The organism is Variovorax sp. YR752 (genome assembly GCF_943372545.1).
This window is the reverse complement of record NZ_CALRZC010000168.1, coordinates 1-18,568: the sequence shown is the minus strand read 5'-3', so window position 1 is coordinate 18,568 and position 18,568 is coordinate 1. Positions and strand designations below refer to the sequence as shown.

19 protein-coding genes and 1 pseudogene are annotated in these 18,568 nt (G+C 69.2%); 4 read left to right on the top strand and 16 right to left on the bottom strand.

All coding sequences use genetic code 11. The features are described from left to right. Together AAG801_RS29515 and AAG801_RS29510 are read right to left on the bottom strand one after the other, a co-directional pair. Positions 1-587, bottom strand: a pseudogene (locus AAG801_RS29515) (DNA mismatch repair protein MutS); the annotation flags it as partial. 61 nt (positions 588-648) lie between these two features. Continuing rightward, on the bottom strand, positions 649-1,620 hold the full coding sequence (locus AAG801_RS29510; protein WP_341891583.1) for an inositol monophosphatase family protein: 972 nt from the start codon (positions 1,618-1,620) through the stop codon (positions 649-651). A 94-nt stretch (positions 1,621-1,714) separates the two neighbouring features. Between AAG801_RS29510 and AAG801_RS29505 the strand changes: the two genes are divergently transcribed. Further along, a complete protein-coding gene (locus tag AAG801_RS29505) occupies positions 1,715-2,446 on the top strand; it encodes an RNA methyltransferase (RefSeq protein ID WP_341891582.1) in 732 nt (243 codons plus the stop codon). Between the two features lie 58 nt (positions 2,447-2,504). Next, on the top strand, positions 2,505-3,284 hold the full coding sequence (cysE, locus tag AAG801_RS29500; protein ID WP_341891581.1) for a serine O-acetyltransferase: 780 nt from the start codon (positions 2,505-2,507) through the stop codon (positions 3,282-3,284). Positions 3,285-3,303: 19 nt separating this feature from the next. Here the strand turns inward: cysE and AAG801_RS29495 are convergent, their stop codons facing one another. From AAG801_RS29495 to yjgA, 3 genes are read right to left on the bottom strand one after another with little or no spacing between them, the layout of a single operon-like run. After that, a complete protein-coding gene (locus tag AAG801_RS29495; protein WP_341891580.1) occupies positions 3,304-4,941 on the bottom strand; it encodes a FecR domain-containing protein in 1,638 nt (545 codons plus the stop codon). After that, the gene (mog, locus tag AAG801_RS29490) at positions 4,941-5,528 is read right to left on the bottom strand and encodes a molybdopterin adenylyltransferase (protein ID WP_341891579.1); all 588 of its coding nucleotides are present in this window, start codon (positions 5,526-5,528) and stop codon (positions 4,941-4,943) included. The genes AAG801_RS29495 and mog overlap by 1 nt, the downstream gene beginning before the upstream one ends. Further along, a complete protein-coding gene (gene yjgA / locus AAG801_RS29485; RefSeq protein ID WP_341891578.1) occupies positions 5,521-6,060 on the bottom strand; it encodes a ribosome biogenesis factor YjgA in 540 nt (179 codons plus the stop codon). The genes mog and yjgA overlap by 8 nt, the downstream gene beginning before the upstream one ends. 83 nt (positions 6,061-6,143) lie before the next feature. Here yjgA and pmbA point away from each other — a divergent pair, with 83 nt between their 5' ends. Together pmbA and AAG801_RS29475 are read left to right on the top strand one after the other, a co-directional pair. Next, the gene (pmbA, locus tag AAG801_RS29480) at positions 6,144-7,526 is read left to right on the top strand and encodes a metalloprotease PmbA (RefSeq protein WP_341891577.1); all 1,383 of its coding nucleotides are present in this window, start codon (positions 6,144-6,146) and stop codon (positions 7,524-7,526) included. Between the two features lie 130 nt (positions 7,527-7,656). Beyond that, positions 7,657-8,739: a TRAP transporter substrate-binding protein gene (locus AAG801_RS29475; protein ID WP_341891576.1), complete on the top strand. Its 1,083-nt coding sequence runs from the start codon at positions 7,657-7,659 to the stop codon at positions 8,737-8,739. Positions 8,740-8,828: 89 nt separating this feature from the next. On the opposite strand, the gene AAG801_RS29470 is transcribed toward AAG801_RS29475, so the two are convergent. The 11 genes from AAG801_RS29470 to AAG801_RS29420 all read right to left on the bottom strand — a co-directional run. Then, a complete protein-coding gene (locus AAG801_RS29470) occupies positions 8,829-10,658 on the bottom strand; it encodes a TRAP transporter large permease subunit (protein ID WP_341891575.1) in 1,830 nt (609 codons plus the stop codon). Beyond that, positions 10,659-11,312, bottom strand: coding sequence for a TRAP transporter small permease subunit (locus tag AAG801_RS29465; protein ID WP_341891574.1), 654 nt, complete (start codon positions 11,310-11,312; stop codon positions 10,659-10,661). A gap of 93 nt (positions 11,313-11,405) precedes the next feature. Continuing rightward, a complete protein-coding gene (locus tag AAG801_RS29460) occupies positions 11,406-12,035 on the bottom strand; it encodes a response regulator transcription factor (RefSeq protein WP_341891573.1) in 630 nt (209 codons plus the stop codon). Beyond that, a complete protein-coding gene (locus tag AAG801_RS29455; RefSeq protein ID WP_341891572.1) occupies positions 12,032-13,414 on the bottom strand; it encodes a cache domain-containing protein in 1,383 nt (460 codons plus the stop codon). Before AAG801_RS29455 ends, AAG801_RS29460 begins: the two co-directional genes overlap by 4 nt. Before the next feature lie 33 nt (positions 13,415-13,447). Next, complete coding sequence (locus tag AAG801_RS29450; RefSeq protein WP_341891571.1) at positions 13,448-13,798, bottom strand: TIGR01244 family sulfur transferase; 351 nt, start codon at positions 13,796-13,798, stop codon at positions 13,448-13,450. Between the two features lie 12 nt (positions 13,799-13,810). Then, complete coding sequence (locus AAG801_RS29445) at positions 13,811-14,257, bottom strand: GatB/YqeY domain-containing protein (protein WP_341891570.1); 447 nt, start codon at positions 14,255-14,257, stop codon at positions 13,811-13,813. 60 nt (positions 14,258-14,317) lie between these two features. After that, positions 14,318-14,530 carry a 30S ribosomal protein S21 gene (gene rpsU / locus AAG801_RS29440; RefSeq protein WP_054018851.1) on the bottom strand — a complete coding sequence of 71 codons (213 nt, stop codon included), beginning with the start codon at positions 14,528-14,530 and terminating at the stop codon, positions 14,318-14,320. A 136-nt stretch (positions 14,531-14,666) separates the two neighbouring features. After that, a complete protein-coding gene (locus AAG801_RS29435; RefSeq protein WP_341891584.1) occupies positions 14,667-15,896 on the bottom strand; it encodes an NAD(P)/FAD-dependent oxidoreductase in 1,230 nt (409 codons plus the stop codon). Then, positions 15,893-17,044 carry an ABC transporter substrate-binding protein gene (locus AAG801_RS29430; RefSeq protein WP_341891569.1) on the bottom strand — a complete coding sequence of 384 codons (1,152 nt, stop codon included), beginning with the start codon at positions 17,042-17,044 and terminating at the stop codon, positions 15,893-15,895. The genes AAG801_RS29435 and AAG801_RS29430 overlap by 4 nt, the downstream gene beginning before the upstream one ends. A gap of 53 nt (positions 17,045-17,097) precedes the next feature. Continuing rightward, positions 17,098-17,721, bottom strand: a complete 624-nt coding sequence (locus AAG801_RS29425; RefSeq protein ID WP_341891568.1) for a TetR/AcrR family transcriptional regulator — start codon at positions 17,719-17,721, stop codon at positions 17,098-17,100. Positions 17,722-17,730: 9 nt separating this feature from the next. Continuing rightward, positions 17,731-18,568: 2Fe-2S iron-sulfur cluster-binding protein (locus AAG801_RS29420; protein WP_341891567.1), on the bottom strand; the 838-nt coding region annotated here is incomplete at its 5' end.

Below are 18,568 nucleotides of genomic sequence, written 5' to 3'. Positions count from 1 at the left end.
CCGAGTGCCGAATCGAACTGCCACGCCGGGCGCGCCGTCAGCGGCGCGCGCGACTGCGCCAGCGCCTCGCTGCCATGCTCGCGCTCGACCAGCACCTCGTTCGGCTGCAGCCGCGCCAGCCAGGCCGCCAGCTCACGCTCGCCGCACTCGGTCAGGCCGAGTTCGCCCTGCGTCAGCGACAGCCATGCGAGGCCGAACGTGTTCCCTTGCCGCGACACCGCGAGCAGCACCGAATCGCTCTTGTCGGCCAGCAGTTCGGTGTCGGTCACCGTGCCCGGCGTGACCACGCGCACCACCTTGCGCTCGACCGGCCCCTTGGCGGTCGCCACGTCGCCGACCTGCTCGCAGATCGCCACCGCCTCGCCCATGCGGATCAGCTTGGCGAGGTAGCTCTCCACCGAGTGCACCGGCACGCCGGCCATCACCACCGGCTCGCCGGCGCTCTGGCCGCGGCTGGTCAGCGTGATGTCGAGCAGGCGGTTGGCGCGGCGGGCGTCCTCGAAGAACAGCTCGTAGAAGTCGCCCATCCGGTAGAAGACGAGCGTGTCGGGGAAGTCGGCCTTGATGCGCAGGTACTGCTGCATCATCGGCGTGTGGCCGTCGAAGGCGGCCGTCACGGGCTGGTCCACGGCGGTGGGCTCCAGCCGGTCAGAGCGGGGCGTCTTCGTCGCGCGCCACGTCCGCCTTGCGGATGCGCACCGGGCCTCTCTTCTTCGCCGCGTCGCCAGCCGCCGGTGCAGCGCTGGCGGCCAGCGCCTGTTCCGGCGTCAGTGCCGTGGGGGCCGCCGTGGCCGCGGCCGGTTCGTCGGCCTTGATCACGCGGCTGTAGGGGCCGAGGATCTGCACCAGCTGCGCATAGACCTTCGGGTTGCCCGCCACCACCTCGCGCTGGTAGAGGTAGTCGGCCTCGCCGGTGAAGTTGCCGATCAGGCCACCCGCCTCGGTGATGATCAGCGAGCCGGCGGCGATGTCCCAGGGGTTCAGGCCGGTCTCGAAGAAGCCGTCGTAGTAGCCGGCGGCGACGTAGCACAGGTCCAGCGCCGCGGCGCCCGGGCGGCGCAGGCCGGCGCAGTGCTGCATGACCTCCTCGAACATCTGCACGTAGCGCTTGAAGTTGTCGCCCTTGCGGAAGGGAAAGCCGGTGCCGATCAGCGAGTCCGACAGGCGCGTGCGCTTGGAGGCGCGCAGCCGCTTGTCATTCAGGAACGCGCCACGGCCCTTGGAGGCATAGAACATGTCGTTGCGCGTCGGGTCGTAGACCACCGCCTGCTGCACCTGGCCGCGGAAGGCCAGCGCGATCGACACCGCGTAGACCGGGAATCCGTGCAGGAAGTTGGTGGTGCCGTCCAGCGGATCGATGATCCAGACGTAGTCGCTGTCGCGAGCGCCGTGCGTGCGGCCGGACTCTTCGGCCAGGATGCCGTGGCCCGGGTAGGCGGTCAGCAGCGTCTCGATGATGGCCTGTTCGGCGGCCTGGTCGACCTCGCTGACGAAGTCGTTCGGTCCCTTGGTGTTGATCTTCAGCAGGTCCAGGTCGAGCGAGGCGCGGTTGATGATGGCCCCGGCGCTGCGTGCCGCCTTGATGGCGATGTTGAGCATGGGGTGGAGCGCTTGCGACATGGGGCAACCTGGAAGGGAAGAGGGACCGGCGGGGAGGAAAGAGCAAGGCGGCGCTCGGGGCGCTGCGGATAATCGCGATTTTAGCCGCCCGCCCATGCCCACCCCGGACCCGACACGCTTCATCCTCATCGGCACCAGCCATCCGGGCAACGTCGGCGCTGCGGCGCGGGCGATCAAGGTGATGGGTTTCTCCGAGCTGTGGCTGGTCGCGCCGCGCGATCCACTCGCCGCGACGCGCGACGAGGCCGTGGCGATGGCCAGCGGCGCCACCGACGTGCTGGCCGCCGCCCGCGTGGTGGCCACGCTGCCCGAGGCGCTGGACGGCGTGACCCACCTGTGCGCCACCGCGATGACGCCGCGCGACTTCGGCCCGCCGACGTTCGCGCCGCGCGAGCTGTTCGCCACGCTGGCGCCGTCGGCGCAGCGCGTCGCCTTCCTGTTCGGCTCCGAGCGCTTCGGCATGGCCAACGAGGACGTCTACCGCTGCCATGCCTGCCTGAGCATCCCGACGCGGGCCGACTACGGCTCGCTCAACCTCGCCCAGGCGGTGCAACTCATCGCGTACGACTGGCGCGAGGCACTGGGCGGCTTCGACGTCGAGCCGCGCACCACCGAGCCGACGCTGGCCGACGCCGCCTCGGTGCAGGGCCTGCTCGACCACTGGCAGCGCTCGCTGGTGGAGATCGGATTTCTTGACCCGGCCGCGCCGAAGAAGCTGATGCCGCGCCTGAACCAGTTGATCAACCGCGCGCAGCTCAGCCGCGAGGAGGTCGACATTCTGCGTGGCATCGCGCGTTTCGTCGGCCAGTCGAAGGCGCGCGACTGACCCCAGCAGGGTCGTACGGGCCCCGGTACACTGACTGCCCACCTCCTCGAGATCAGCCATGTTCCAGCGCCTGCGCGAAGACATCGATTGCATCCTCGAGCGCGACCCCGCGGCGCGCTCGCGCTGGGAGGTGCTGACCTGTTACCCGGGCCTGCACGCGCTGCTGATCCAGCGTTGGGCCCACAAGGCCTGGAAGGCGCAGTGGTTCTGGCTGGGCCGCTTCCTGTCGAACCTGGGCCGCTTCCTGACCGGCATCGAGATCCACCCGGGCGCGACCATCGGCCGGCGGGTCTTCATCGACCACGGCATGGGCGTCGTGATCGGCGAGATGGCCGAGATCCACGACGAATGCACCATCTACCAGGGCGTGACGCTGGGCGGCACCTCGCTCGTGCGTGGCGCCAAGCGCCACCCGACGCTGGAGCGCGGCGTGATCGTCGGCGCCAATGCCTGCGTGCTCGGCGGTTTCACCGTCGGCGCGGGTGCGCGCATCGGCTCCGGCGCCGTGGTCACCAAGCCGGTGCCTGCGGGGGGCACGGCGGTCGGCAATCCGGCACGCATCATCGAGGCCAGGGCCGACGCGGCGCGCGAGGAGGCTTCGGCGCGCATGGGCTTCTCGGCCTACGGCGTCACGCAGGGCGACGACCCGGTGGCGCAGGCGATGAAGGGGCTGATCGACAACGCCTCCGGCCACGAGCACCAGATTGCGCTGCTCTGGCAGGCGATCGAGAAGCTGTCGCAGCGCTCGCGCGAACTGCCCACGCCCGACTGCGTGCCCGACGAGGCCCACACGACCGAGCAGTTCGACGCCGAACGCCTGAACCGGCTCGTCAAGTAGCCTCTCGGCGGCGCTTGGTTCAGAGCAGGATCAGCAGCGGCGTCAGCAGCCAGAGGTAGCGCCAGTCGCGCGGCACCTCGATGAGCAGCGTCGAGCTGTAGGGCCCGACGAAGCCGTCGGGCTCGATGCTGCGGTAGCGGAAGTAGTAGGTGCCGCTGCTCGAGGGGCGCGGCAGCGTCCATTCCGGCGAGCTCAGGTCGGCCTGCGCGACGATCTCCTTGAAAGCAGGGTCGCGCGCCAGTTCGACATGCTGGGTGTCCTCGGGGCGGCCGCTCCAGGCCAGCGTCAGTGACTTGCCGTCGTCGCCCAGCCCACCCTTGGGCGGCTCGGGCAGCGGGCGCAGCTCGAAGCGCTGCGGGTCGCCGAACGGGCCCTTGTCGCCGTCGGCGCGTGTGCTCGCCAGCCGCCAGAAGTAGACGCCGGCGCCGCCCAGATCGAGCGTCAGCCGCGTGCCGTCCACGCCCTCGCGCTCGGCGACGATGTCCTTGAACGATTCGTCGCGCGCGACCTGCAGCCGCGCCGTCTTCGCCTCGATGTTCGGCGACCACTGGAACTCTACCGGGCCGAGCGACTGCTTGCCGCCGGCGCGCGGCGTGTTCGAGGCCGGCGGCTCGGGTCGTGCCTTCAGCACGAAGGGGCGCACCGCGTCGTAGCCCTCGATGCCCTGGCCGTCGAGCCGGCGCGCCCGCAGGAACCAGCGAGCATCGTCCAGCCCGGCGATGCGCAGGTCGCTGCCGGCGATCACCTTGCTGTCGTTGACGATGCGTTCGAAGGCTTCGTCCTGCGCGACCTGCACACGAACCGTGTCGCGCTCCGTGGGCAAGGCAAAACGCACCAGCGGCCGCTCGAAACGTTCCGGCATGGCAGCGAGATCCGGTGCGGGCAGCAGCTTGACCGGTTCTGGCTTCTTCGCAGTGGCGTCGATCGCGGCGCCGAAGCCGGCGGTGAGGTCGGTGGCCACGCTGCGCTGCGCCGACTCGAACTTCACCTGGCCGTCCAGCACCTCGCTGCGTGTCGCATTCGTCTCGCCGTCGAGCGAGACGCGGTATTGCGTGCCGCGCACGCCGACCACCGCCGTGGGCGTGGTCACCTCCAGCGGCTGGCTGCGCCTGATCTTCGCGGCCAGCACCTCCACCGAACCGCGCAGCATGCGCAGCGCGCCGGTGAACCAGCCGTCGCCGGCGAGCTTCGCGGCCTGCGCATCGGTCGCGCCGGGGCCGCGGCTGGCGACGATCTCCGCCAGGCTGGACGGCGGCACGCGCACCCGCGAACCGTCGGCCAGTGCCAGCACGGCCGAGCCGTTGGCGCCGGTCTCGAGCTGCTGGCCTTCGGCCAGTGCCGTGCCGGCAGAGGCCGCAGCGCCGCCGACGCGAACCTCGCCGACGCTGCTGGCCAAGGTGGCCGGCACGGGCCGCATGCGCATCAGCCGCGCCGGCACACGCAGTACCTGGCCGGGGCGGATGAGGTCCGGGTTCGGCAGCCGGTTCAGGCGAGCGATCTCGCGCCAGGCCTGCGGGCTGACGAACACCGACTGCGACAGGCCGATCAGCGTGTCGCGCTCGCTGACGCGGTACTCGACGATGGGTTCCTGCGCGAGCGCACCGGCCATCGCGGCCAGGCAGGCAAGGGCGACGGCGTGGCGCAGGAGGGGTTTCATCAGCGAGGCGGGCGGATCGCGTTCTTCGGGCGGAAGGCCTTGCAGACTGCTTCGTCGGTCTCGAGGTAGGGGCCACCGATCAGGTCGATGCAGTAGGGCACGGCGGCGAAGATGCCATGCACGCCACGGTCCTTCAATCCCTCGAGTGTCTCGGCGATCGACTTCGGCTGGCCCGGCAGGTTGATGATCAGCGCCTTGCCGCGGATCACCGCCACCTGGCGCGACAGGATCGCGGTGGCCACGAAGTTCAGGCTGATCTGGCGCATCTGTTCGCCGAAGCCGGGCATCACCTTGTCAGCCACCGCGAGCGTCGCTTCGGGTGTCACATCGCGCGGCGCCGGGCCGGTGCCGCCGGTGGTCAGGACCAGGTCACACCTCGCCACGTCGACCAGCTCGCGCAGCGCGGCGCTGATGCCGTCCTGCTCGTCGGGGATCAGCCGCGTCTCCCAGGTGATCGGGTTGCGCAGCGCCCGCTTGAGCCAGTCTTGCAGCGCCGGGATGCCCTTGTCCTCGTAGACGCCGGTGGAGGCGCGGTCGCTGACGGAGACCACGCCGATGCGCACGGCGTCGAAAGTCGCTTCACTCATGGTGGTCGCGGGCCTGCTTGATGAACTGGAACAGCTCGCGGAAGGCGCGGCCGCTGCGCTGCTCGGGCGAGAGCGAGGCGTCCTTGCGCGCGCTGCGGATCAGGCTGCGCAGCTGCTGCGTGTCAGTCTGCGGGTGTTCGGCGAGGAAGCCGGTGACGGCATCGTCGCTGGCCACCAGCTCGGCGCGCCAGCGCTCGGCTTCGTGCAGCGCCAGCGAGTCCTTGGCGCGGCCAAGCTGCATGTCGATCACCGCCTGGCGGATCGGGTCGGTGTCGACGCCGCGCATCAGCTTGCCGATGTACTGCATCTGCCGGCGCCGGCCTTCGTGCGTCCTGGTACGGCGGTACTGGTGCACCGCGTCGCGCAGGTTCTCGGGGATGGCCAGGTCCTTGACGCGCGATTCGGGCAGGTCGACCAGCGCCTGGCCGAGGTCCTGCAGTTCGTGCGAGGCCTTCTTGCGCTGGGTCTTGCTGGGGCGCTCGTCGGGGTCGACGGCGTCGCTGGTGTCGGTGAAGGGGTCGTGGCTGGCCATGAGGGAGGACGCGCCGCAGCGCGCGAGGGGGCATGGTTATGATAGCCCGCGCCTTCCCCCGAGCCTGCTGCCACGCCCACTCCATGACCGACAAGAACGCCCGCGGCTTCGCCCACACGCGCGACCAGTTCCAGCAACTCGCCGAAGACGCGCTGGCCGTGGCGAAGTCGCTGGGCGCGAGCGAGGCCGGCGCCGAGGTGTCCGAGGGCGTCGGACTGTCGGTCAGCGTGCGCAAGGGCGAGGTCGAGAACGTCGAGCGCAACCGCGACAAGTCGCTGGGCGTGACGGTCTACGTCGGCAGGCGGCGCGGCAACGCCAGTACCTCCGACTTCTCGCGCAGCGCGCTCGAGCAGACGGTGCGCGCCGCGCACGACATCGCCCGCTTCACCGCCGAAGACCCGGCTGCCGGCCTGCCCGAGGTGGAAGACCTCGCCTTCGGTGCCCTGGCCGAGCGTGACCTCGACCTGTTCCACCCCTGGGCCATCGTCGCCGAGCAGGCGGTGGAGATCGCGCAGCGCTGCGAGGCCGCCGCGCTGGAGGTCGACCGCCGCATCACCAATTCCGATGGCGCCGGCGTGTCGGCGCAGCAGTCTCACTTCTTCATGGCCAACAGCCGCGGCTTCCGTGGCGGCTACGCGAGTTCGCGCCACTCGCTGTCGGTCGCGCCGATCGCCTCGCTGCCCGGCAAGCGTGGCGACGACATGCAGCGCGATGCCTGGTACAGCTCGATGCGTTCGCCCGACGACCTGGCTGCGCCGGAAGCCGTCGGCCGCTACGCTGCCGAGCGTGCGCTGTCGCGCCTGGCCAGCCGCAAGGTTGCCACCGCCGAGGTGCCGGTGCTGTTCGAGTCGACCGTGGCCTCCGGCCTGCTCGGCTCGCTGGTCGGCGCGGTCAGCGGCGGCGCGCTGTACCGCAAGTCCAGCTTCCTGCTCGACAGCCTGGGCAAGGAGGTGATGGCGCCGCACCTCGACGTGCACGAAGACCCGCACGTGCTGCGCGGCAAGGGCAGCGCGCCGTTCGACGACGAGGGCGTGGTCACCCGCGCCCGCGAGGTCGTCAAGGCCGGGGTGCTGCAGGGCTACTTCCTGTCGAGCTACTCGGCGCGCAAGCTCGGCATGCGAACCACCGGCCACGCCGGCGGCTCGCAGAACCTGACGCTGACCAGCCGCCTCACGCAGCCGGGTGACGACCTCGAGGCGATGCTCAAGAAGCTCCATCGCGGCCTGTTCGTCATCGAGCTGATGGGGCAGGGCGTCAACCAGGTCACCGGTGACTACTCACGCGGCGCCGCGGGCTTCTGGGTCGAGGGCGGCCGCATCGCCTACCCGGTGCACGAGATCACCATCGCCGGCAACCTGCGCGACATGCTCAAGGGCGTCGTTGCCGTCGGCGCCGACGTCTACACGGCCGGCAGCCGCACCCTCGGCTCGGTGCTGGTCGAACGCATGAAACTGGCCGGCAGTTGACCGCCTCCCGCAGCCGCGGGGCACGTAGTTTCGCGGAGGGGTAAACACCGGGCGGGGGGGTATGGTGCCCCTCCTAAAATTTCTGCGCTCTAACCCCTCTCTCACGCGTATCCACCACAGGAGAACACGCATGGAACGTCGCTCATTCGTTCAAGGTGCCGGCCTCGCCGGCGTGCTTGCGGCCGGCATGGCACCGGCCATCGTCCACGCCCAGGCCAACATCCGCTGGCGCCTGGCGTCCAGCTTCCCGAAGGCGCTGGACACCATCTTCGGCGCCGCCGAAGTGATGGCCAAGAAGGTCGGCGAGATGTCCGGCGGCAAGTTCCAGATCTCGGTGCATGCCGGCGGCGAACTGATGCCCCCGTTCGGCGTGCTCGACGGCGTGGCCAACGCCACCGTCGAGATGGCCCACACCGCGCCGTACTACTTCTTCGGCAAGGACCCGACCTACGCGCTGGACTGCGCCATCCCCTTCGGCCTGAACAGCCGCCAGATGACGGCCTGGATGTACGAGGGCAACGGCCTGAAGCTGACGCGCGAGTTCTACGCCAAGTCGAACATCATCAACTTCCCGATGGGCAACACCGGCGCCCAGATGGGCGGCTGGTACCGCAAGGAGATCAAGTCGCTGGCCGACGTGAAGGGCCTGAAGATGCGCATCGGCGGCTTCGGCGGCAAGGTGCTCGAGCGCATCGGCGGCGTGCCGCAGAACATCCCCGGCGGCGAGATCTACCAGGCGCTGGAGAAGGGCACGATCGACGCGGCCGAGTGGGTGGGCCCGTACGACGACCTGAAGCTCGGCTTCAACAAGGTCGCGCCGAACTACTACTACCCCGGCTGGTGGGAAGGCGGCCCGCAGCTCTCGCTGTACGTCAACTCCAAGGCCTACGAAGGCCTGTCCGCCGAGTACAAGGCGATCATCGAGAGCGCCGCGGCCTATGCCCACGTCGAGATGCAGGCACGTTACGACGCCCGCAACCCGGCGGCGCTGAAGACGCTGGTCAGCCAGGGCACCAAGCTGTTCCGCTTCCCGAAGGACGTGATGGAAGGTGCGTTCAAGGGCGCGATGGAGGTGTACGCCGAGCTGAACGCCAGCAACCCGGCCTGGAAGAAGATCTACGACGACTACTCGAACTTCCGCCGCGACGCCAACCTCTGGTTCCGCTTCACCGAGTCGGGCTTCGACGACTTCATGCAGTCGCAGAAGCTCTGAACCGGTTCGCTCCGGCCAGAAGAAAGCCCCGCCTCGGCGGGGCTTTTTCATGGGCCGGCGGCGCGTATTCTGCGCCATGCCGGTCTGCGCTACTTCTTCTTCTGGTCTTCCTTCATCGACTCGAGCAGGCCCTTCATCGGGTCTTCCTTGTCCGGCTCGGCGGGGCTGCTCGGCGCAGCGCTGCCGGTGTCGTAACCCGGCGCGCCGGGCATGGTCGGCTCGGGCTTCTCTTCCTCGGCCTCCTCGCGCATCTGCAACTGCTCCAGCGCCTTGTCGGCATCGATGGTCACGGTCTTCTCGATGCCGCCGGTGACCAGCGTCGGAAAGCTGATCACCGCGGCGACCATGACCACCTGCAGGACGATGAAGGCGATCGAGCCCTTGTAGATCTGCGTGGTGGTGACGGCCGGAATCGTCTCGCCGGTGATGCGGTCCTTGTAGTCCTTCTTGGCCGCCACGCTGCGCAGGTAGAAGAGGGCGAAGCCGAATGGCGGCGTCAGGAACGAAGTCTGCAGGTTCATCGCGATGACCACCCCGAACCAGACCAGCGTCATCTCCGGCGGCGTGCCGGGGGGCAGCAACTCGGGCAGGATCTTGTCGGCCACCGGCGCCAGGATCGGGATCACGATGAAGGCGATCTCGAAGAAGTCGATGAACATGCCCAGGATGAACACCAGGACGTTCACGACGATCAGGAAGCCCAGCGCACCGCCGGGCATGTTGTCGAACAGGTGCTCCACCCAGATGTGGCCGTCGGCGGCGTTGAAGGTGAAACTGAACACCGTCGAGCCGATCAGGATGAAGAGCACGAACACCGACAGCCGCGAGGTGTTGTCCAGCGCCTGGATCAGCAGCTTGCCGTTGATGCGGCGGCGCCCGAGCGCCATGATCAGCGCGCCCAGCGCGCCCATCGCGCCGCCTTCGGTCGGCGTGGCGATGCCCAGGAAGATGGTGCCCAGCACGAGGAAGATCAGCACCAGCGGCGGGATCAGCACGAAGGTCACCTGCTCGGTCAGGCGCGACAGCAGGCCGATCCTCAGCCCTTTGTTGAGCAGCGCGAGCGCCAGCGCGAGCAGCGAGGCGACCGTCATCGACATGATCAGGATCTCGTCGCCGGGGGCGGGCAGCTGCCGGTCGATCAGCGGGTTGATGATCGACTGGTGCATCCGCGACCAGGCCCAGCCCGCCGCGCCGCACAGTGCCAGCAAGGCCAGCAGCGACAGGTGGCCGCTGGAGCCGTTGGCCTCGCGGTAGATGCGCGCCTCGGCCGGCAGCGCCGGCACCCACGAAGGCTTGACGATGGCGACGACCACGACGAAGGCGAGGTACAGGCCGACCAGCAGCAGGCCGGGGATCAGCGCGCCGGAGTACATGTCGCCGACCGAGCGGCCCAGCTGGTCGGCCAGCACGATCAGCACCAGCGACGGCGGGATGGCCTGCGCCAGCGTGCCCGAGGCGGTGATGGTGCCGGTGGCGATGGTGCGGTTGTAGCCGTAGCGCAGCATGATGGGCAGCGAGATCAGGCCCATGCTGATCACCGCCGCGGCGACCACGCCGGTGGTCGCGGCGAGCAGTGCGCCGACCAGGATCACCGCCACCGCCAGGCCGCCGCGCAGCGGGCCGAACACCTGCCCGACGGTCTCGAGCAGGTCCTCGGCCATGCCCGAGCGCTCGAGGATGATGCCCATGAAGGTGAAGAACGGAATCGCCAGCAGGGTGTCGTTCTGCATGATGCCGAACACCCGCTGCGGCAGCGCCTGGAACAGGTTGGCGCCGAACAGGCCGGCCTCCATGCCGATGAAGCCGAATAGCAGCCCGGTGGCGGCCAGGCCGAAGGCAACCGGGATGCCGGAGAGCAGGAAGACGAACAGCCCCGCGAACATCAGCGGGACGAAGTTCTGGGTGATGAACTCGACCATTCAGCGCCCCTGGGTGTTGTTGTTGCTCGTGGCGCCCGCGGCACCCTGCGCCGCGGCCAGTTCACGCTCGTGCTTCTCGGCCTCGGCGGCCAGTTCCTCGGCGAGCAGTTCCTCGTCGGACTTGTGCTGCTCGACACTGAACGGTTCCGGGATCGCCCCTTGGAGGAAGGCGATGCGCTTGATCAGCTCGGAGATGCCCTGCGCGAGCAGGATGCTGAAGCCCACCGGGATGAGCAGGTAGGCGGGCCAGCGGATCAGGCCGCCGGCGTTCTGCGACATCTCGCCGCTGTTCCAGGCGTTGACGAAGAACGGCCAGCTCAGCGTGATCAGGATCAGGCACAGCGGGATCAGGAAGACCACGATGCCCAGCGAGTCGATGATCGCGTTGGTGCGCTTGGACAGCTTGGACGAGATGAAGTCGATGCGCACGTGCACGTTGCGCAGGAAGGCATAACCTGCGCCGAGCATGAACACCCCGGCGAACAGGTACCACTGCACTTCGAGGAAGGCGTTCGAGCTGATGTTGAAGGTCTTGCGGACAATGGCGTTGAGGGCGCTGATCAGCACGGCGGCGAGCACGAACCAGCGGATCAGCTGGCCGATCCGGTCGTTGATCCGGTCGATCAGGGCCGACAGGGGCAGGAGGGCGTTCAAGGGTGTCTCCGGAGGTCGCACGGCAGGGGCCGCATTGTGCCGATCAGACCGCGTTCGCCCCTGCTTCGCAACGGGTGAAACCGGTACGTGGAATTACGCAGGACCGAGGCTGCCGCAGTGCTCGACGGCGTACTTGATCAGCTCGGCCTGCCCGGCCAGGCCGAGCTTGCGGCGGATGTTCTGTCGGTGGGTCTCGACCGTGCGCACGCTCATGTCGAGCGCTTCCGCGACCTGCTTGCTGGCCATGCCGCGGGCCAGGCAGCGCAGGATCTCGGTCTCCCGAACCGAGAGAAGCGGGCGTTCGTCGGCGGAGGGCCCGCCGCGCGCCGCCAGGCCGGCGCCGAGAAAGTGGCGCCCGGCCGCGACGGCGAGGATGGCCTCGACGATCTCCTCCGAGGGAGCCTCCTTCAGCACGTAGCCCATCGCACCGGCGGCCAGCGCACGATGCACGTACTCCGGGTTGTCGTACATGCTCAGCATCAGCACGCGCAGCTCGGGGTGGCGCTCGCGCAGGCGCGCGGTCAGCTCGATGCCGTTGACCTGCTTCATGCCGACGTCCATCAGCACCAGGTCGGGGCGCAGCATGTCGACACGCGCAAACGCCTGCTCGGCATCGCCCGCTTCGCCGACCACAGCGATGCCTGGCACGTCGGCCAGGCGCGCGCGCAGGCCCTCGCGCACGAGCGGATGATCGTCGACGAGCAGGATGCGGGTGGCGCTCATGCGGCGTGCCTTTGCAACGCCGGCTGCAGGCGTGCAATCGCCTCGCCCGGCAGGATCGCGAGCACGGCCGTGCGGCCAGGGCGCGAATCGATGGTGAAGGTTCCGCCGATCGACTCGACACGCTCGCGCATGTTGCGCAGCCCGATGCCGCGCCGCGGATCGACGCGGATCGCCGGCACGTCGAAGCCGATGCCGTCGTCGACGATGCGCAGCCGCAGGCCGCCGGCATGGAAGATCAGCCGCACCTGCACGCGTGTGGCGCCGGCATGCTTCTCGATGTTTGTCAGCGACTCCTGCACGACGCGGAACAACACCGTGTTGACCTCGTCAGGCAGTGGATCCGCCTCGCCCCACAGGCGCAGCACCACGCGCACGCGGCCATGCTGGTTGAACTCCTCGGCGAGGTCGTCCAGAGCGGCGGGCAGGCCCAGCGTGTCGAGCTCCGCCGGCCGCAGCCGGTGCGAGATGCGGCGCACCTCGTGCAGCGCGTCGCCGAGGCGCTGGATGGCGCGCTGCAATGCCGCAGGCGTCTGCTCGCGGCCGAGCTGGCTGGCGGCCGATTCGAGCAGTAGCTTGATCGACACCAGCGTCTGGCTGGTGCTGTCGTGCAGCTCGCGCGACAGGTGGGCGCGTTCGTCCTCCTGCGACTTCACCACCTGCCGCGCGAGGTTGCGCAGCTTGGCATCGGCCACGCGCGCGTCGCTGAGGTTCAGCAGCATGCCGCTGCCGCCGATCAGCACCACGCCCAGCAGGGCGATGGCGGCGAGCCACCACATCGTGGTCGAGACGTTCTCGTCGACCTGGGCGTCGAGCCGGTCCAGCGTGGCCTGGATGTCGTCGAGGTAGACGCCGGTGCCGATCACCATGTTCCAGCGCGGCAGCGAGACCGCATAGGCGAGCTTGGGCGTGGTCGTCCGCGTGGAAGGCTTGTCCCACAGGTAGCGAACGAACCCGCCGCCCTCGTGGGCACGGGCGATCAGATCACGGATCACCGGCACACCGGCGGCGTCACGCAGCTCCCACAGGTCCTGGTCCTGCAGTTCGGGCTGGCGCGGGTGCAGCAGGTTGCGGCCGCCGGTGTCGAAGGCGAAGAAGTAGCCGTCGATGCCGTAGTCCATCTCGGCCAGCAGGCGCAGCGCCTGATGCAGGGTCTGCGCATCGTCGCGGCGCGTGTCGTACAGCGGCGTGAGCACGCTGCGCGCCATGCCGACGAGATGGAGCAGCTCGGCTTCCTTCGCAGCGATGGTGGCCGATTCGATCACCTGCCGTTCGCGGCGCAGCAGGTCCTGCTGCTGCCGGTGCATCGCCAGTGCGATCAGCGCCAGCGTCAGCAGCAGCGGCAGGATCGCCAGCAGCAGGAATTTCGAACGCGGGCGCATGGCTGGGGCAGGCGGCAGCGCGGCGCGCCGGCCTCAGCGCGCGAGCGCAGCCTGGTAGAGCTTGCCCGAGCGTGTGCCGCTGCGGCAGAAGGCCACCATCGGCCGTGGCAGCGCGGCCAGCAGCTCGGCCATGCGCGCGATCTGCTCGGGCGACTGGTAGGCCGGCTGCACCGGCAGGTAGGCGTAGGCGAGGCCGGCGGCCTTCGCTGCGGCCTCCATCTGCACGCTGGTCGGCTGGTGCGGCCCCTCTTCGAAGTCGGGCCGGTTGTTGACGACGCTCTTGAAGCCCATCGCAGCCAGTTCGGCCATCGCCGCCGGTTCGAGTTGCGGGGCGACGCAGACGTCGGGAGCCACGTTGCGCAGCAGCTGGCGGGTCGGGATCATGCTCGTCTCACCTCAACGCGAAAGGGCCTGCTTCACCGCCGCCGACACTTGCGCCATGTCCGCCTTGCCGGCGAGCCTGGTTTTCGCGGCGCCCATCACCTTGCCCATGTCGCCCGGTCCGGCGGCGCCCAGCTCGGCGACGATGGCGGCCACCTGCGCGGCGACTTCCTCGGCCGACAGGCGCGCGGGAAGATAGCCCTCGAGCACCTGCAGTTCGGCGGTTTCCTTGTCGACCAGGTCGGTGCGGCCGGCAGCGGCGAACTGCGAGATCGAGTCCTTGCGCTGCTTGATCAGCTTGTCGACGATGCCGACGATCGCCACGTCATCGAGCTCTATGCGCTCGTCGACTTCCTTCTGCTTCATCGCCGCCATCAGGCCGCGGATGGTCAGCAGCCGGGCGGCTTCCTTGGCGCGCATCGCGGCCTTCATGTCTTCGGTGATGCGGTCTTTCAGGCTCATGGCGACTCCAGAAGCGACAAAGCCCGCAAGGGTGCGGGCTTCGGTGATGCGGCCGGAAGCTCAGTACAGCTTCTTGGGCAGCTGCATGCTGCGAACGCGCTTGAAATGGCGCTTGACGGCCGCGGCCTTCTTGCGCTTGCGCTCGGCGGTGGGCTTCTCGTAGAACTCGCGGGCGCGCAGGTCGGTCAGCAGCCCGAGTTTCTCGATGGTGCGCTTGAAGCGGCGCAGTGCCACGTCGAACGGCTCGTTTTCTTTGACGCGAATCGTAGTCATGTACAGATGAAAGGGTTGAATTGCGCTCGGTGTTGCGACGCGTTCCTGGCCGGAGGGTCCGGAGTTCCTGCCAGGATCTGTCGCCGCAATCGCGGCGCGGGTTTGCCAGCAAAGACGTCGATTATATGTCGGAAACTCAGCCGTGCAAGTTAGGCCCCACAGCGGCTCCCAGCGCCCTGGCGCAGGCTGCCGCGCTGGCCCAGGCCCACTGGAAGTTGTAACCGCCGAGCCAGCCAGTGACGTCGACCACCTCGCCGATGAAGAACAGTCCTGGCACGAGCCGGCTTTCCATCGTCTGCGAACTGAGTTCGCGGGTATCGACGCCGCCCAGCGTCACTTCGGCCTTGCGGTAGCCCTCGCTGCCGGCGGGCCGGATTTCCCAGCCCTGCAGGCCGGCGGCGAGTTCGCGCAGGTCGGCGTCACGCATCTCGGCCACCGGCCGGGCGGCCCAGCCGGGGCGCGCGGCCAGCCAGGCCTCGGCCAGGCGGCGCGGCAGCAGCTCGGCCAGTTCGTTGCCGAGCTGGCGGCGCGAGCCGCGCTTGGCGGCCAGCAATGGGTCGGCAAGCTCATGGCCATGGGCCAGGTCGATGCGCAGCGGCTCGCCCTCGTGCCAGTAGCTGGAGGCCTGCAGCACCGCCGGGCCGCTCAGGCCTCGGTGGGTGAAGAGCAGGTCTTCGAGGAATCGCCCGCGCGCCTTGCCGCTGCCGGCCTCGATGCCGACCTCCAGCGAGATGCCGGCCAGCGGCACGAAGGGGGCCCAGACCGTGCCGTCGAAGGTCAGCGGTACCAGGCCGGGGCGTGTCTCGACGATGCGATGGCCAAAGCGCATCGCCAGGCGATGGCCGAAGTCGGTGGCACCGATCTTGGGAATCGACAGGCCGCCGGTGGCGACGACGAGTCTCGCGGTGGCGACCGGGCCGCCGTCGGTGTCGAGCTCGAAACCGTCGCCGGCTCGCCGCACCTCGCGCACCGCGCAGGGCTGGCGCCGCACCACCCCGCCGGCCTCGCACTCGGTCAGCAGCATGGTGATGATGTCCTCGGCCGAGCGGTCGCAGAACAGCTGACCCTTGTGCTTCTCGTGCCAGCGGATGCCGTGGCGCTCGACCAGCGCGATGAAGTCCGCCGGGGTGTAGCGCGCCAGCGCCGAGCGGCAGAAGTGCGGGTTCTCGGAAAGGAAGTTGGCGGGCGTGGCCTCACGATTCGTGAAGTTGCAGCGCCCGCCGCCGGAGATGCGGATCTTCTCCGCCACCTTGGGCGCATGGTCGAGCAGCAGCACCTTCGCGCCGAGCTGCCCGGCCATCGCCGCGCAGTGAAGGCCGGCCGCTCCCGCGCCGACGATCACCGCATCGAAGTGTTCTGCTGTCAGGGCTGGTACTTCCAGGCGCCGTTCTGGATCTTCACCATCACGTAGGCGCGCTGATCCAGGCCGAGGTGGTCGGTCGGCGACATCGTGAAGATGCCGTGGGCGCCGGCCACGTCCTTGACCTGCTCGAGCGCGTCGCGCAGCGCCACGCGGAACGCCTGCGTGCCCGGCTGGGCCTTCTTCAGTGCCGCTGGCACCGCGGCGGCCATCAGCACCCCGGCATCCCAGGCGTGCGCGCCGAAGGTCGAGACCGAACCCTTGCCGTGGGCCGCCTCGTAAGTGGCAACGTAGGCCTGCGCCGTCTTGCGCACCGGGTGCGAGGCGGGCAACTGGTCGGCCACCAGCACCGGGCCGGCGGGCAGGAAGGTGTCGTCCACGTCCTTGCCGCCGACACGCAGGAAGTCGCTGTTCGCCACGCCGTGCGTCTGGTAGTACTTGCCGGTGTAGCCACGCTCCTTGAGCGTCTTCTGCGGCAGCGCCGCGGGCGTCCCCGAGCCGGCGACCAGGATCGCATCGGGCTTGGCCGCCATGATCTTCAGCACCTGGCCGGTGACAGCGGTGTCGGTGCGTGCATAGCGCTCGTTGGCGACGATCTGCAGGCCCTTGATCGGCGCGACCTTGGAGAACTCGCCGTACCAGCCTTCGCCGTAGGCGTCGGCGAAGCCGATGAAGCCGACCGTCTTGACGCCGCTGTTGGCCATGTGGGTGGCAATGGCCAGCGACATCATGATGTCGTTCTGCGGCGTCTTGAACACCCAGCGGCGCTTGGCGTCCACCGGCTCGACGATGCGCGCCGAGGCGGCCATCGAGATCATCGGCACCTGGTTCTCGGCGACCACGTCGATCATCGCCAGCGAGTTCGGCGTGATGGTCGAGCCGAGCACGATGTCGACCTTGTCCTCGGTGATCAGCTTGCGCGTATTGGCCACCGCCTTGGTCGTGTCGGAGCCGTCGTCGAGCACGATGTACCTGACCTTCTGGCCCGCGATCGTCTTGGGCATCAGCTCGACGGTGTTCTTCTCGGGGATGCCCAGCGACGCGGCTGGGCCGGTGGCCGAGACGGTGACGCCGACGGTGATGTCGGCCCGGGCGGCGCCGCTGGCGGCGAGCAGGGCTATCGTCGCGCTCAGCACGAGGCGTTGGAATTTCATCGCTTGTCTCCTGGAAGAGGGGTGGCGGAATTATCGACTGATCGGTCGACGAATCAGTTCGGGGCTAACACGGTGGTCGCGGGTGCCTGCACGGCGCCCAGGCCGCCGAGGAAGAGGTCGGCGACGATCGGTGCCATGTCGTCGTGGCCGAGCGTGCCCTCGGGCTTCAGCCAGGTGAACATCCAGTTGATCATGCCGAACAGCAGCATGGTCAGCGGCTTGGCCAGCGCGGCTTGCGCCAGATCCGGCCGCGCCTCGGCGATGGTGGCGGCGAAGGCAGCCACCACGGCGCGCTCCTTGCGCAGCACGCGGTTTCGGTCGCGCGGCTCGAGGAACTTGACGTCCTGGGTCAGCACGCCATGGTCGTGGCGGGCCTGCGCGTACTCGTGCACGAAGCGGCGGATCAGCTCGCGCAGCCGTGCCGGCGGCGCCAGCTTCAGGGCCTCGACCTCGCCGACCAGCGCCTCCAGCCGAGTCACGTGGCCGTCGGTGATCTCGCGCAGCAGTTCGTACTTGTCGCTGACGTAGTGGTACAGCAGTGGCTTGGAGATGCCGCAGGCCTTGGCCAGATCGCTCATCGAGGTGCCGGGGTAACCCTGCTGCGCGAACAGCCGCGTGGCGGTTCGCACGATGGACTCGCGGTTGAGGTCGTAGTCGGCGGAGCGTCCTCGGGCCATCGTCTTCGTCTATCGCTCGTCCAGCGTGATCGTGACGCTCGGCGTCGTCGGATGGGCCTGGCAGCACAGCACGAAGCCCTGCGCCACCTCCGCCTCGTTGAGTGCGAGGTTGCGGTCCATGCGCACCTGGCCGTCGAGCACCTTGCCCTTGCAGGTCGAGCAGACGCCGGCCTTGCAGGCGTAGGGCACGTCGAGCCCGGTGCGCCGCGCGGCGTCGAGGATGGACAGGTCGCTGAGGCGGAACTCCACCTGGCGCTGCAACCCGTCGATGACCAGCGTGACCTTGGCGTGGTCGGCGTCACCCTCTTCGACATGGTGGGCCGCCGCGGCGTTGACATCGCCGAAGCGCTCCACGTGGATGTGCTGCGCGGCGATGCCCGCGCCGGCGAGCGCCGCCACCGCGCCGTCGAGCATGCCGGCCGGGCCGCAGACGAAGGCTTCGTCGATGCCGTCGGCCGGCACCAGCGTGCGCAGGAACTCTGCGATGCGCGCTTCGTCGAGCCGGCCGTTGAACAGCGGCGCGTCCTGCGCCTCGCGCGAGAACACCGGCAGCAGCGTGAAGCGGTTCAGGTGGCGGTCCTTCAGGTCCTCCAGCTCTTCCTTGAACATCATCGAGGCGATGCGCCGGTTGCCGTAGACCAGCGTGCAGCGGGTGCCCGGCTCGCGCGCCAGCAGCGTCTTGACCAGCGAGAGCACCGGTGTGATGCCGCTGCCCGCGGCGATGAAGAGCACGTGGCGGCGCGCCGCCGCATCGGGCTCGATCGTGAAGCGGCCCTGCGGCGGCATCACGTCCAGCGTCTGGCCCTCGCGCAGGTTCGCCGCAGCCCATCCGGAGAAGGCGCCGCCG